General features: G+C 53.5%; 14 protein-coding genes and 1 tRNA gene. 11 read left to right on the top strand and 4 right to left on the bottom strand.

The window, feature by feature from the left end:
* Nucleotides 1-98 precede the first annotated feature (98 nt).
* From BK662_RS07925 to BK662_RS07970, 11 genes are all read left to right on the top strand, one after another.
* Nucleotides 99-1,202 (top strand): polyamine ABC transporter substrate-binding protein, encoded by a 1,104-nt coding sequence (locus BK662_RS07925; RefSeq protein ID WP_123357611.1) that lies wholly within the window; start codon nucleotides 99-101, stop codon nucleotides 1,200-1,202.
* 58 nt (nucleotides 1,203-1,260) lie between these two features.
* Complete coding sequence (locus tag BK662_RS07930) at nucleotides 1,261-1,446, top strand: hypothetical protein (protein WP_123357612.1); 186 nt, start codon at nucleotides 1,261-1,263, stop codon at nucleotides 1,444-1,446.
* 164 nt (nucleotides 1,447-1,610) lie between these two features.
* Entirely contained in the window at nucleotides 1,611-1,880 is a 270-nt protein-coding gene (locus BK662_RS07935) for a hypothetical protein (RefSeq protein WP_123357613.1), read from the top strand.
* Nucleotides 1,881-2,277: 397 nt separating this feature from the next.
* A complete protein-coding gene (locus tag BK662_RS07940; RefSeq protein WP_123357614.1) occupies nucleotides 2,278-3,663 on the top strand; it encodes a tyrosine-type recombinase/integrase in 1,386 nt (461 codons plus the stop codon).
* Between the two features lie 249 nt (nucleotides 3,664-3,912).
* Nucleotides 3,913-4,140 (top strand): helix-turn-helix transcriptional regulator, encoded by a 228-nt coding sequence (locus BK662_RS07945; RefSeq protein ID WP_221179098.1) that lies wholly within the window; start codon nucleotides 3,913-3,915, stop codon nucleotides 4,138-4,140.
* 2 nt (nucleotides 4,141-4,142) lie between these two features.
* Nucleotides 4,143-4,460, top strand: coding sequence for a helix-turn-helix domain-containing protein (locus BK662_RS07950; RefSeq protein ID WP_259695887.1), 318 nt, complete (start codon nucleotides 4,143-4,145; stop codon nucleotides 4,458-4,460).
* Nucleotides 4,457-4,729, top strand: coding sequence for a hypothetical protein (locus BK662_RS07955; protein ID WP_123357615.1), 273 nt, complete (start codon nucleotides 4,457-4,459; stop codon nucleotides 4,727-4,729). Before BK662_RS07950 ends, BK662_RS07955 begins: the two co-directional genes overlap by 4 nt.
* Complete coding sequence (locus BK662_RS07960; RefSeq protein WP_123357616.1) at nucleotides 4,726-7,071, top strand: phage/plasmid primase, P4 family; 2,346 nt, start codon at nucleotides 4,726-4,728, stop codon at nucleotides 7,069-7,071. Before BK662_RS07955 ends, BK662_RS07960 begins: the two co-directional genes overlap by 4 nt.
* 323 nt (nucleotides 7,072-7,394) lie before the next feature.
* The gene (locus BK662_RS07965) at nucleotides 7,395-7,601 is read left to right on the top strand and encodes a hypothetical protein (protein WP_123357617.1); all 207 of its coding nucleotides are present in this window, start codon (nucleotides 7,395-7,397) and stop codon (nucleotides 7,599-7,601) included.
* Nucleotides 7,594-7,770, top strand: coding sequence for a hypothetical protein (locus BK662_RS34745; protein WP_185047095.1), 177 nt, complete (start codon nucleotides 7,594-7,596; stop codon nucleotides 7,768-7,770). The genes BK662_RS07965 and BK662_RS34745 overlap by 8 nt, the downstream gene beginning before the upstream one ends.
* Nucleotides 7,757-8,290: a hypothetical protein gene (locus BK662_RS07970; RefSeq protein ID WP_123357618.1), complete on the top strand. Its 534-nt coding sequence runs from the start codon at nucleotides 7,757-7,759 to the stop codon at nucleotides 8,288-8,290. Before BK662_RS34745 ends, BK662_RS07970 begins: the two co-directional genes overlap by 14 nt.
* Nucleotides 8,291-8,603: 313 nt before the next feature.
* Here the strand turns inward: BK662_RS07970 and BK662_RS34620 are convergent, their stop codons facing one another.
* From BK662_RS34620 to BK662_RS07990, 4 genes are all read right to left on the bottom strand, one after another.
* On the bottom strand, nucleotides 8,604-9,011 hold the full coding sequence (locus tag BK662_RS34620; RefSeq protein ID WP_148057923.1) for a hypothetical protein: 408 nt from the start codon (nucleotides 9,009-9,011) through the stop codon (nucleotides 8,604-8,606).
* 31 nt (nucleotides 9,012-9,042) lie between these two features.
* On the bottom strand, nucleotides 9,043-9,408 hold the full coding sequence (locus BK662_RS07980) for a hypothetical protein (protein WP_123357620.1): 366 nt from the start codon (nucleotides 9,406-9,408) through the stop codon (nucleotides 9,043-9,045).
* A gap of 182 nt (nucleotides 9,409-9,590) precedes the next feature.
* A tRNA-Ile gene (locus tag BK662_RS07985) sits at nucleotides 9,591-9,667 on the bottom strand.
* Between the two features lie 15 nt (nucleotides 9,668-9,682).
* A complete protein-coding gene (locus BK662_RS07990; RefSeq protein ID WP_123357621.1) occupies nucleotides 9,683-13,429 on the bottom strand; it encodes a bifunctional diguanylate cyclase/phosphodiesterase in 3,747 nt (1,248 codons plus the stop codon).
* Nucleotides 13,430-13,590: the final 161 nt, after the last annotated feature.

Consider the following 13,590-nt stretch of genomic DNA (forward strand, 5'->3'; position numbering starts at 1 on the left):
AGTATTCGTAGGTATTTACTATTCGTCAATGCCCGGTATATTCACGATCAGGACTCACGATGGCCATGAGGGCATATCGTCTTGACAAGGATAGTTGTATGAGCAAATCACCTTTGCGAACCCTTTTTGCGGCCTCGCTTCTCTGTGCAGGGATAAGCACATCAGTGGGGGCTGTAGAGCCTGAGGTGTTTCTGTATAACTGGTTCGGATTTATCGCACCGCAGACCCCAAAGGAGTTTGAGCAGGAAACCGGCACCAGAGTCCAAATGGATGCGTTCGACAGCGCCGAAATCATGCAGAGTAAAGTAATGGCCGGGCGCACGGGGTATGACGTGGTTGTGGCTACCTCCAATGTGCTGCCAAGCCTGATCCAGGCGGGAGTCCTTCAGCCGTTGGATCGTAATCAACTGAGTAATTTGTCACACATCGATCCTGATATCTTGTCCCAGGTTGCGGTCAATGATCCTGGTAATCGCTATTCTGTGCCCTATTTATGGGGCACCACCGGCATTGGCTATGATGTTGATAAAGTCAAAGCAGCATTGGGTGATAATGCTCCGGTGAATAGCTGGGACTTGATCTTCAAAGAAGAAAATATCAGCAAGCTTAAGTCGTGCGGTGTGGCAATGCTCGACTCTCCAAGCGAGATCATTTCAATTGCTTTGCATTACCTTGGGCTCCCTAGCAACAGTAGGAACCCGGATGATTACCAGAAAGCTCAAGCCCTATTGTTAAAAATCCGTCCCTACGTCCTCTATTTCGACTCCTCCAGAATCGACGCTGACCTAGCCGATGGCAATATTTGCGCCGTTGTAGGATGGGCCAATGGTGCCCTTGCTGCGCAGGCCATGAATGAGAAAGCTAACACTGGGCGCAAGATTGCATACAGCCTTCCTCGCGAGGGAGCGCTGGTTTGGTCGGAAAATTTGGTTCTGTTAAAAGATGCTCCCCACCCAAAGGAAGGCATGGCGTTTATTAATTATATGTTGCGACCAGAAATTATTGCCAAAACCTCAAACCACACCCTATATCCTAATGCTAATAAAGATGCCGCTGAATTTGTTGAGCGAAAATTGCGAGAAAATTCTTGGATTTATCCAGACAAAAAAACGGTTGCCACACTTGTTCCACTTGAACCGCTGCCATTGCAATTGGAGCGAGTCCGCACCCGGGTTTGGACCAAAGTGAAGAGTGGTACGTGATCTGACAGGGTTGTCGTCTTTGTTATTCTATGGGGTCTTTATTCTATATGAGGGTGCTATGGGTATTTACAGAGAAATTAAAAGCGAAATTAAAGAATTGGTAGTGCTGATAAAGATGACTGAGCGATATGAAGCGCTCATCGCAAATGGCTTTGTGTCGCTGGATAATCAGTCAATTGTTATTAATGAACAGCGGTTGAGCCGTATTGAAGAGTTACTCCGTAAGTATGATGTGGGTTTATAATTTAAAAGGAGATTAATCTATTCCGGTTTGGCCTGTACGTGGCTTTTCTGGATTTTTCGGCTTGCCAATTTGGAGAACTGGTAATCACGTAGGGAGCAAGGGCAGCCCTTATCAGCCGACTGACGTAGGGGGTGTCGCAGAGGTTCTAGGGAAGGAGAAACATCATGTACCAAGGTGATTGCCAATGCTACTTGGAGTCGGACGAATACAAAGCCTACAAGGAGATTGAGGAGCAGATCGGTCATTGCACCCCGGAACAAGCCTGGGCCATGTATTACGTCTCGGTCGGGATGGTGCGTGAAAACATCGCCTTGGCGGTGATGGAACACATCGCCAGGGGTAACAAGGCACTGCTGATTGAGTTCCCCGAACTTGCACCGGCTGAGAAGGGAGTTCACGAGGTGGATCAGGCAAGCCGTTTACAACGGTTTTAGCGATGATCAGCCGGCCAGTTTTGCAAATCAGAGCTTTCCAGATGCCGGAAGGTATTTTGACGAGACTTGAATGAGAGGGTGCCCTGGACGGCTGGCGAACCAGCTCTGTTCCTACATTTGTACCCTTGGGCCATAGGACTGTATCTGTGGTGATCCACCCAGAAACACGAAAGCCGCGCAATGCGCGGCTTTGAGTATGGTGGGTCCAGTAGGACTCGAACCTACGACCAAGGGATTATGAGTCACAAGATTTGAAATTATCTGATGCTTCTTGAAACGATGATTTCAGATAAATCAAGGCTTTCAGGCCTATTTGACGTTTCGTGCCGTTTCTTATTATCTCCTAGAATTGCTATGATTCGTTGAGCAGTTCGTTAAGAGAATTTAGGGGCTCGGAATGGCGCAGAAACTGGTTCACAGCAAGATCACAGCCTTGAAGAAAGGCACTATTTCCGAGGCTTTGGAGGGCAAGGGAACGGGTTCGCTTATCTTTGAGCGCCGAGCTACTGGTGTGCTGGTTTACTTGAGTCTGCGCAGAGAAGGAAAGCAGGAGCGGTTAAAGCTGGGGATCTACTCCGACAAAACGTTGGTTGAGTGGCGGGCCTACGCTGCTGCTAAGTCTCTGGAGATCCGTGCCTTTCCGAACATTGATGCTTATGAGGATGCGGAAAAGGAGCGCCTGCGCTTAACCCTGCGTGCTGCCGAAGTTGAGGCAAGGCAGGGGACGCTGGGCCAAATGCTGAATGCCTATGTTGACGATATGGAGCGAAGGGGCAAGTCCAGTGCCAGAGCTGTGCGTGGTGCGCTAAAACTAGATGTTCTCGATCCATTCCCGGAATTGTCGCAATGCAGGGCCAAGGAAGTCGAACCCAGCGATATTGCCAACATTCTGCGTCGTTGCCTGACTCGCTCAGTAGCTAGTAAAGGGCGTGGCGTTCGCTTGACCAAGGCGTCAGCAACCAATGGTAAGAAGCGGCAGGCTGATAAATTGCGCTCCTACCTTCAGGCAGCGTTTTCGTTTGGGCTTGCGAGCGACCTAAATCCACTCCGCGCTGGTAACGCTGTTCAATATGGCCTCAAATCGAACCCCGCGCGTGACGTGCCAACTATTGAAGGCGCCAATCAGGCGAATACCTGGGCGCTGACCAAAGAAGAATTGAAGGCGGTTGTTCTAGCCGTTGAGGATTTGCCGGATCGCCGTCGCGCAATCGCTAAAGCAATGCTTTATCTGGCTGGGCAGCGGGTAGAGATGCTTTGTCGTGTCACTTGGAATGACCTTTACGACGATGGCGAGCATGGGGAGGTGATGCGGTTGATCGACCTCAAGGGCGGTAAAGGAACGCCGCCACGGGAGCATCTGTTACCGATGACTCAGCGACTGCGCGAAATCCTTTCTCCACTGATGGCGCTTCAAGATGCAGGTAAAGCACCGGGGCCGTTTTCCTTGCGTGGCAAGGTCAATATCACACCCGGTACTGCGCTGGATATTTTTTCCGCGCTTGGGGATCAGCTTGCGTCGAAAGGTGAGGCTCGCCGTTTCACCTGGCGGACACTAAGGGCGACTATCGAAACTCACTTGGCGTCGTTGGGTGTGAATCAAGAGCGCCGCGCATGGCTGTTGTCGCATGGCCGGTCAGGCGTCCAGGCAAAGCATTATGATCGATGGAATTATCTACCGGAGAAGCGCGGGGATTTGGATAGATGGGCGCGTTATCTAGATGAGCTCGCGGGCGTTGCGCCTGCTGATAACGTGCTAAAAGGGGTGTTTGGCAAAACCTCATAATCGCTGTCGGGCACAGAGATACTGGGCTTGACTCTCGAAAGTTGACTGATCGGCCAGCTTTCGTTTTGACCTAAAACATCCATGCTAAAATAGAAACGTGAAGAAGCCCAGTGAAACGCACTGAGCTGATTCTAAATCGCTTTGCATGGAGTGAGTCTCACCTCACTACTGCGAGGCACAAACGCTAAAACGAGTTTGGCCTTCCTTTCTGAACAATTGGAATCATAGGGCGCTGAAAAACAGCCGTCAATGAAAAAAGCCAGCTCGCTACCAAACGGTAATGAGATGACGATTGATTTTACACTGATGATGATGAACAAAAAGCAGGTGTGTGCCGCCCTTGGCGTTTCGCCTGTAACCCTATGGCGTTGGGTGTGCGCAGACCACTTTCCTAAGCCGATCCAGCTTGGCCCCCGCCGTGTTGCATGGCGATCATCTGCCGTCGAAGCCTTCCTAGTAAAAACAGAGGCGGCTTAATCATGAAGATTAAACAACCCTGCGATGTGGGGATGGTATCGGCTTGCCTCCAGAAAGTGGCTGACCTGAAAGCTACTAGCGCTTACGCGCAGCGGCAGCGTGTCCTGGCCGTGCTGATAGATCATCCCGCAAGTACCTTTGAGCTGCGAGATCGCTACAACGTGATGATGCCAGGCGCTCGTGTGATTGAGTTGCGAGAGCAAGGGCACGAGATTTTGACCAAGCGTCAAAACCTCCCTGATCGCTTCGGCCGTATTCATCCGCGTGTTGCAGTTTATGTGTTGGTTCGATTGGCTCAACAAAAGGAGCTTGTGGCATGAATGCTCAGCAAATCACGCAAGTGAAAGCCCTTGCAGGACTGTACCAAATGATCGGTAATGCCTCGTTGATCAGTGCTAACGATAACGACGATGCGCTCGCAATTAGCGTATTCGTGAAGGCCTTCGATAGTCTTAAGTCCGCGCCGCTTGATGTGGTTGAAGTCAATCGCCGCTATCTGGCTGCGTTCAATTCCGGCAAAGCACTTGCCGGTCTGATTGAGGCGGAGCGTGTGCAAATAATCGCCAGCTACCATGGGGATGAGCAATGACCGTCCCTTCTCAGAAGCCTTTGCCAAACGTTGATGAAGCTTTGCGATTCTTGGCGTTGTTAGACCCTGATTCGCAGCCGCAAGATTGGCACTATCGAGCTATCCACCCGATGCAAGGGGCACGCAAGGCAAATTCTTTGTATGACTTGCAGGCGAAAAATATTGCTGGGTGGGGCGCATACGCCGTCGTGAATGCGGGAGGGCATGACGCCGCTAGCATTACTCGCGTCCGAGCCTTGTATGTGGACTTCGACGTAATCGATGATCATCTAGATCGGCTGTCGTTTGTCCCCTTTGCTCCGTCGATCATTGTTGAGTCGTCACCCGGTAAGCATCATGCGTATTGGTGTGTGGATGGTGTGCCGTTGAGTGAGTTTGAAGCTGCTCAGCGAAAGCTGATTGCGTTAGTAGACAGTGACAAGAGCATTCACGACTTGCCACGTGTCATGCGCTTGCCTGGCTTCAACCACACTAAAGCGCAGCCTGTAAGGTCGTGCATTGTTCATGAAAGCGGTCAGCGTTACACATGGGCCGAGTTCTCCGAATGGCTGGGCACGCTCAAGGAGCCGCACCTAAGCGCCGCTAATGATTCTGGAGAGCGTGGCAGCAGTGATCACACTGAGCTGTTAGCTGAGTTGTTGCAGGGTGAGAGTGTTCACGAAAACGCTTTGCGAATTGTTGGCCGATTGGTGGCAAAGGGTGCTGACGATCAGTTGATTCATTTGGTTTTTTCCGCCGTAGCTCCTGAGGTGGCAAAGCAGCGAGGTGCAGAGCGTGCCTCGGCGCTAATGGGGGTTGAACTGGCTGGAATGATTGAAGGAGCCCGACGCAAAGGGTATGCACCTCTTCCGGCGCGGCCATACTCAGAAATCAGTGCGGATGTGAAATTACTGAGTGATGAGAGCGAATCGTCCGATATTGAAAGCCTAGTAGCGGAGGCTTTGTCCCGGAGTCCTATCGAGCGTGACCGGCTGCTCAAAGCGATCAAGCAACAAACAGGTATCGGCCTGGGCACTTTGCGCGAGATGGCCCCTGCTGCGAATGATGATGATCACGAGGACCATCTTGAACTTGCGCAGCGTGTTTTGGTTTCTATCGGTGCTGACAACATCCTTGCATCCGGGCCGTTGGTTTACGAGTGGCTCAGTCGCGGTGTCTGGAGAGTTGCTGAGGATCGAGCGGTAAAGCAGTTGGTTCAAAGGGCGCTTGCACCACACACGGCCATTACAGCGAACGTGGTCAATAACGTCGCAGATGTTTTCAAAACCGCGATTTACAGCAGGGACCATGACTTCAATTTGGGCGATCCTGAGTCTGTGAACTGCTTATCCGGGGCTCTGGTGCGATATGATCTGACTGGTGAGTGGGAGCTTGAGCCTCATAACAAGCTGGAGTACCGAACCACTCAAGTTCCTATTGAGTACCAGTCTGAAGCCTCTGCACCTCGCTTCTCTCAGTTTCTAGGTGAGATTTTCGAGCCTGATAGCGATGGCAAGGAGAAGGCGCGGGCACTGTTGGAAATGCTCGGATATACGCTGATGACGCATTGCAGGCATGAGCGATTCATTATGCTCATCGGTGGTGGCAGCAACGGTAAATCTGTTCTGCTGTCGGTGCTGGAGGCGCTGCTAGGGTCTGAGAATGTGTCCGGTGTGCAGCCTTCGCAATTCGACCGTGCTTTTTCTCGTGCGCATCTGCATATGAAGCTAGCCAACATTGTTACTGAAATTCGGGAAGGCGAGGTAATCGCTGATGCCGCTTTGAAAGGCATTGTGTCGGGCGAGCCTGCGACGGTTGAGCATAAGTTCCAAGACCCTTTTGTCATGCGCCCATACGCTACCTGCTGGTTTGGTACGAACCACATGCCACACACACGGGACTTTTCTGATGCCTTGTTCCGGCGTGCGTTGGTTATTCGCTTCAACAGAAAATTTGACGCCAGCTTGGGCCAGACGGACCCGATGCTCAAAGAGAAGTTGCTTGCTGAGCTTCCCGGCATTCTCAACCTGTCTTTAGCTGCGTATAGCGAGGCGCTAGAGCATGGCTTTACCGATCCTGAGAGCAGTCGCCAAGCTAAAGAGGAATGGCGCCTAGAGGCTGATCAGGTGGCCCAGTTCGTTGATGATGTGTGTGAGCGGAGTACCTTAGGTAAGGTCGGTTCTCAAAAGCTGTATGACACGTTTACGAGTTGGGCGTCTGATCAGGGTATCGGTCAGAAGGTTAAGCAGAAATCTTTTGTAGATAGGCTGGAGCGGCTGGGCTTCGGGCGTACGCGTGATCGACACGGGAAGCATGTAAGTGGCTTGGAGATTCGTCCAGGTTGGAGCATGCAACAGCAATAACTAGAAGGGGCCATAGCGGCCCCTTTTCTTTGTGCAATGTGTGCCGCTTGTGCCGTGTTATCTGAGATACCCCAACCTTTCAAAAAATATAAGTAGTGAAATATCAATACATTATTTTTTCAGAAAGATAATGAATGTCGAAAAACCCGGCACACCCGGCACACCATACATAATGTCCAAATACTGTCCAATATGTCGCCTGATGCTTAGCTTGCTATCTATCTGTGTTGCAACTTTTGAAACTTGGCGTCGCCATAGGTACGCTTTTCTATCGGGTATAATTAATTGGTCGAAACCCAATTAACTTAAACGGATATGCCTATATGAACGAAGAACTTTTGAAATTGTTATTGGACGCTATCCTAGCCTTCACCAATGAACTTAAAGCAGTACAGGCAACTAATAAGCAAGTCCAAAATACCTTGGCGACGATCCTTAACAACACTCTCAAAGTTAACGCGAAGCCAAAAGACGACGAGTTCACGGGCTACAGCTTGAACACTGCTGACCAGGAGCCCGCGCATGGCTAAGCAAGCTTTCGAGGTTGGCGCAGCCCAACCTATCCGCGACGTGAAGGGCCGTTTCCAGCCGGGACACCCAGCTCTTAATGGATCTGGTCGGCCAGTCGGCTCGAAGTCCCAGACCGCTTTGCGCGACCTTTTGAATCTTTTGAGGAATATCCGCAATGAACACGCCTGAATTGATCGAGCTGCACAAACGACAACTGAGCGAAGCCGAGGCACTGTCTGACTCTCTCAGTATCGAGTGGGAGAAAGGCGCTCGTAGTGGCGCGGACGTAACCGAAATCGAGGATCGTATCGACGCAACCGCCCGACTGGTTAAGCGCTTGTCACTGCGATTGGAAACCCTAGAAGACCAGCTCGCCACCGAAGTCGAACAGGATCGGGTTCGCCGTGCTGCTGTGCTACGTGACCAAGTGATTAGTAAGTATGAAACGCTTGCCCTGGACTACAGCAAAATCAAGGCAGCTGCCGACAAACTCACCGCCCAGCTTGAGCGATTCAACCAGCAAGGTATCGAGGTCGCTGAGGTCGATATCCGCCAACTCAAGCGGCTAGGAGGTTCGCCGTTACCGCGAGATATTTCCAGCATCTTTGTAGGCAATGTCTTCGACGCGAATGCCTTCGATGACGCATGGCGAACTGCACACCACATGGCAGTGCATGGCCTTGAAAACGCGGCATACATCGTTGGCTGATTACGACCGCCCGAGCCTAATCCGCTCGGGCAATACCAGGAGTGCGGACAATATGGTTCCTGATTTTGAAGAAGACGATCAACCCAGCGACGAGCAGCTTTTGCTATGGGCGATAGAGGCTGCTGAGTCGATGCCCCCGCGCAGATGGCTAGCTAAACACGGCGGTTGGCTTACGTCGCACATGGAGCATTGCAAGGGTAGCTCGAAGAGTCGCTACAACGCACTGGTGCGCGGCGTGGCGCAGGCTACTAAGCCGGTGCCAGACAGAGATGCTTCGCCATATCCGGGCGTGATGTGGGCGTAGGAAATAGGGTTATATTTTTCGTTTTGCAGCTTTTGCTATTTCGCACACGCCTTGCGAAGTTGAAGTTTTTGCTGGAATTTGAGACGCATATGCTGGGTTTGCAGGTTCTGCTCTAAATAATCTTGTTAGCGATAGGTCACTTCTGTCTATCGTATAGATGTAGGTAATTTTTACTCCCCCGCCAATATCGGAGGTCTGATATGAAATTTGGTTTGTTGAATAAAATCCCTCGGCGTTGAATGCTTCGCCTGACTTATATGTTTGCGTTATTTTTCCTGTGTCCTCATCGGTTTTTACCGTGAACTCAATAGTTCCATCTGCGTGCTTTATGGCGCAGTCTAGATAAATAGGAGCGGCCATCGCTGGCAGGCATGCTGTTAGGGTGGAGGCTAATAGCATGCTGTTGATTTTGTTCACTGGCTCGTCCTTTGTTTTTCTAATCTGTGGCTTAGTTGGTTTGTGAGCTGTAAGGGTTTTGCCCTTCATTGAATGTAAAGTTGATTACCGTGTCATTACGGATTAGCACGTCTAGAGTCTTCTGCGTGCCGGTGGTGGTGACTTTCATGGTGACAATGTAGCTCTGTGCGTGAGCAGAGCCGTTTGCGTAGGTGTAGACCCACTTTTCATCGGTTTCGTTGACTGGGCTTTTTGCGAAGGGTTCGCCAAAGAGGTTTTTAAGTTCCGTCGTCGTTGTCTTCCCTTTAACGATGCTAGCTACGTTCTCTGATGGGAAATCCTTGCCGCTCGTGTAGTGCGAGGTAGCGCAACCGCTAAGTGCCAAGCTCATTGCCAGTACTGCCAGTGCCTTTCTCATATCGATCCCTGATGACGTGATTTTTCACAGCATACGCTCGGATGAAATCGAAAGGCCACTACTTGGCGCGCGTCTAATCGGTGGCGCGGAGGCACAGGCGGCATTCGTTTAGCAATTCGTTAAGATTTTTCATCGGAAAACAAAAAAGGCCTACGCCGTTAAGCGTAAGCCTTTGATTTGTTTGGTGGGCCCAGTAGGACTCGAACCTACGACCAAGGGATTATGAGTCCCCTGCTCTAACCAACTGAGCTATAGGCCCTCAGTAGGCCGCGGATTATAGCGATGGTTTCTCAGCTGTGCTATCCGAAAAATCCAATACGGCTGTACGAAGAAACGTCGCGGCGAATTCGTCAGGGGGAAGCGGCAGGCTGACGATGTAGCCCTGGATCTGTTCACAGCCCTCCGCAGCCAGGAATTGCTGCTGCGCCTGGGTTTCGACGCCCTCGGCGATGACCGTGAATTGCATGCTGCGGCCCAGGGCGATAATTGCGCGAACAATGGCCGCGTCGTGTGGATCGTCCGGCAGGCCGCGGACGAAGGATTGGTCGATCTTGAGGATGTCCAGTGGCAGGCGTTTGAGGTAGCTCAGGGACGAATAGCCAGTGCCGAAATCGTCGATTGCCAATTGCACGCCCAGGCGTTTGAGTTGATGCAGCACCGCCAGCGCCTCTTCGGCCTGGCTCATGATGAAGTTTTCAGTGATTTCCAGTTGCAGGAAGCCGGGGTTGAGGTGGTTGTCTTTGAGCAATTGCTCGATTCGGCCGAGCAGGTTCGGCTGGCGCAGTTGCGCGCCCGCGAGGTTGACGGAGAGTGGGCCCAGGCACTCATAGACCTGATTCCACTCGTACATCTGTCGGCAGGCGGTCTCAAGTACCCAGTCGCCGATTTGCAGAATCATGCCGTTTTCTTCGGCCAGGGGAATGAAGTGCTCGGGAGGTACATCGCCGAAGGTGGGGTGATGCCAGCGAATCAACGCTTCGGCGCCGACCACTCGATGATCGTCCAGACTGATTTTGGGCTGGTAGTACAAAAACAGCTCATTGCGCTCGATGGCACGCCGCAGTTCATGTTCCAGCGCCACGCGCTCGCTGGCTTGGGCGGTGAGGTCGCGGGTGTAGCTTTCAACCCGGTTGCGGCCCTTGGCCTTGGAGCGATACATCGCGGCATCGGCATTCTTGACCAGCGTGGCGACGTCGCACCCGTCCTTGGGGTACAGGCTGGTGCCGATGCTGGCGCTGATGAAAAACTCGTGCTCGCCGGCCTGGAAAGGAGCGGCGAAGCAATTGAGCAGCTTGGTGGCAATGTTGTCGGCATCGCTGGACTGTTGCAGGCCGGGAAGCAGGATGATGAATTCGTCGCCACCCAGCCGCGCCACGGTATCGATATCGCGCAGCTGCTCCTTGAGGCGCACGGCAATGCCTTTGAGCAGCAGGTCGCCAACCGGATGGCCGAGGCTGTCGTTGATGTGTTTGAAACGGTCCAGGTCGAGGAACAGCACCGCGCCCTGGCCGCCGTTTTCCTGTTGGCTGTTCAGTGCCGTCAACAACCGACTCTCGAACAGCGTGCGGTTTGGCAGGCCCGTCAACGGGTCGTGGTGCGCCTGGTAGTCGAGTTTGGCCTGCGCGTGCTTGAGGCTGGAAATGTCCGCGAACACCGCAACAAAGTGGGTGATGAGTTTATCCCGGTTGCGCACCGCGCTGATGGTCAGCCAGCTCGGGTAGAGCTCGCCATTCTTGCGTCGGTTGGAAATCTCGCCCTGCCAATGACCGTCGGCGGTCAATTGATGCCACATCGCCGCATAAAATGCGCTGTCATGCAGGCCCGAGGCGAGCAGGCGAGGGGTGTGGCCCAGCGCTTCGCTCTCGCTATAACCGGTAATTTCGGTGAACGCACGATTGACTGCGCTGATGTGCTGTTGGGTGTCGGTGATCAAAACACCCTCGGCAGTGCTCTCGAACACCGTGGCGGCCTGCTGCAGTTTCTCCTGCATCAGATGCCGCTCGGTAATGTCCCGGGCGATGGTCAGCATGCAGTCCTCATCGCCGATGGGCAACGGCCGGCTTGAAACCTCACAGAGCCTGATCTGCCCGTCTTTGCGGCGGATGTGGCAACTGAAGTCGCGGACAAAACCATCCCGGTGCAACAGCTCGAGCATCTGTTTGCGTTCGTTGAGGTTGACCCAGATCCCCAAGTCCAGGGCCGACCGATCCACGGACATCGCACTATTGAAGCCGGTAATACGGCTGAAGCCTTCGTTAACCTCCAACAGCAAACCGTCGCTCTGTCGGGACAGCAGCAAGCCGTCGGGAGAGGCATGAAAGGCCTTGGCGAATTTCTCTTCGGAGGTTTGCAGTTGTTGCTGGGTTTCCTTGAGCTGACTGATGTCCCGCACGACGACCACCAAGGCCGGGGTCGTATCGAGATCGAAAGGCTCGGCGGAAATCAGGCCGGTGAACACCTGACCATTGCTGCGGCGAAAAGGCATCTCCAGGTTGCGGATGCTGCCGGCCTGCAAGCGCTGCAACAAACCCGGCCCCACGCCGGGTACGCCCCAGATGTTCAGGTCGGTGGCGGTCTGGCCTATGACGTCTTCGGCCTTGAGGCCGATCTGTTCTTCGAACGCTTCGTTGACCTCCAGCAGACAACCGTCGGAAAGCCGCGCGATCACCAGAATATCCGGGCATTGCTGGAACACCGAAGCGAACTTCTGCTCCGACAGGCGCAGCGCCTCTTCCGTGCGCTTGGCTTCACTGATATCGATCATCAGCCCGCGCAGTACCGGTTCATGGGCGTGCTCGATCAGGCTGACGATGTCGCGGACCCACAGGCAACGGCCGTCAGCGGTGATGACCCGGTAATCGACGCTGTGATCGCGTCCGGCCGCCACTTCACGGTCGCAGAAGGTCTGGGCCCGGGTCAGATCCGCGGGGTGGATAATGTTGCGCCAGAAGCCTGGAATCAGCCAATGGGGCAGGGGATAGCCGAGGAGGTCCTGAGCGTGAGGTGACACGTAACTGTAGGTGTAATCGCTGATCCGGGCTTCCCAGGCGATGGCTGAAAGACTCTCCACCAGCCCGCGGTAATGGTATTCACTGCTGCGCAGCTCCTGTTCCAGAGCGACCCGACGGGCAATTTCCGAACTGAGTCGGCGGTTGATCCGGATAACCACTGCCAGCACGATCACCAGAAACAGTAATCCTGGCAGGCCGTAACTCAGCACGTCGAGCCAGAAGGTTCGATGGTCCAGAACGTTACCGACCCAATGTTCCTGGATGGCACTGATTTCACTCGGGGTCATGTCTGCCAGGACTTTGTCCAGGATGCTGACCAGCAGTTTGTTGTTCGGGGGCACGGCCATCGCCAATTGGTAGCGATAGGGTGTTTCACCGCTGACGTAGAGCCCGTCAAGCTTGAGCTGGCGCAGACTCCAGACACTGGAGGCGAGATCGCCTACTACGGCGTCCACAGCGTCGGTGGCCAGCGCCTGCAGTGCCGAGCTGACGTTGGGCATCGCCACCAGATTCAGGTCGGGATGGTGGGTGCGCAATAGTTCATGGGGGGCGTAGTTTTCCACCACGGCGATCTTCAGCCCGTACAGGTCTTCGAGTTTGCGCGGTTGGGGGCCTCCGACGTGAGCCAGAATGACTATCGGAAAGTCGAGATAGGGGCGGGTGAACGACAGATACGTCTGGCGCTCGGGAGTCGACATGATGCCCGGCAAGATGTCTAGCTTGCCTTGTTTGGCCTGCTGCAAGACTTCGGTCCAGCTGACTGGCTCGATGGGCGTGAGTTTGATGGCCAGCCGTTGACGGATGACATTGATGTAGTCCGCTGCCAGGCCCTGATAACGCCCATGTTCGTCGCGAAATTCAAACGGCGGCCAGGACGCGTCCACGCCCAGGCGCAATTCCGGATGAGCCGACAGCCAGCTACGTTCTTCGTCGGTAAGAGTCAACGCGCCAGCCGTTGCGGTCCAGGTCATCAGCGACAGCAAAAAAAGCACGGTCGGCCATCTGGGCATAACGGTCTCGTTATGGCTGGGGGGAATGTTTCGAGTGTAGACGGGCTATTCGGCGGGGGGGACGTGCGGGAGATTTAATCTGTACAAAGCAAAACCCCCGGCCTGGGCCGTAATGCTGTTCACTTAAGTGGAGCAGCCTTACGATCCACTGGAAACCGGGT

It is taken from the genome of Pseudomonas frederiksbergensis, assembly GCF_003732275.1.
Lineage (GTDB): Bacteria > Pseudomonadota > Gammaproteobacteria > Pseudomonadales > Pseudomonadaceae > Aquipseudomonas > Aquipseudomonas frederiksbergensis_H.

Bases quoted from the DNA above. Each gene is read 5' to 3' on its own strand.
- BK662_RS07925 (WP_123357611.1), top strand. From the start codon at position 99: ATGAGCAAATCACCTTTGCGAACCCTTTTTGCGGCCTCGCTTCTCTGT.
- BK662_RS07930 (WP_123357612.1), top strand. From the start codon at position 1,261: ATGGGTATTTACAGAGAAATTAAAAGCGAAATTAAAGAATTGGTAGTG.
- BK662_RS07935 (WP_123357613.1), top strand. From the start codon at position 1,611: ATGTACCAAGGTGATTGCCAATGCTACTTGGAGTCGGACGAATACAAA.
- BK662_RS07940 (WP_123357614.1), top strand. From the start codon at position 2,278: ATGGCGCAGAAACTGGTTCACAGCAAGATCACAGCCTTGAAGAAAGGC.
- BK662_RS07945 (WP_221179098.1), top strand. From the start codon at position 3,913: ATGAAAAAAGCCAGCTCGCTACCAAACGGTAATGAGATGACGATTGAT.
- BK662_RS07950 (WP_259695887.1), top strand. From the start codon at position 4,143: ATGAAGATTAAACAACCCTGCGATGTGGGGATGGTATCGGCTTGCCTC.
- BK662_RS07955 (WP_123357615.1), top strand. From the start codon at position 4,457: ATGAATGCTCAGCAAATCACGCAAGTGAAAGCCCTTGCAGGACTGTAC.
- BK662_RS07960 (WP_123357616.1), top strand. From the start codon at position 4,726: ATGACCGTCCCTTCTCAGAAGCCTTTGCCAAACGTTGATGAAGCTTTG.
- BK662_RS07965 (WP_123357617.1), top strand. From the start codon at position 7,395: ATGAACGAAGAACTTTTGAAATTGTTATTGGACGCTATCCTAGCCTTC.
- BK662_RS34745 (WP_185047095.1), top strand. From the start codon at position 7,594: ATGGCTAAGCAAGCTTTCGAGGTTGGCGCAGCCCAACCTATCCGCGAC.
- BK662_RS07970 (WP_123357618.1), top strand. From the start codon at position 7,757: ATGAACACGCCTGAATTGATCGAGCTGCACAAACGACAACTGAGCGAA.
- BK662_RS07980 (WP_123357620.1), bottom strand. From the start codon at position 9,408: ATGAGAAAGGCACTGGCAGTACTGGCAATGAGCTTGGCACTTAGCGGT.
- BK662_RS07990 (WP_123357621.1), bottom strand. From the start codon at position 13,429: ATGCCCAGATGGCCGACCGTGCTTTTTTTGCTGTCGCTGATGACCTGG.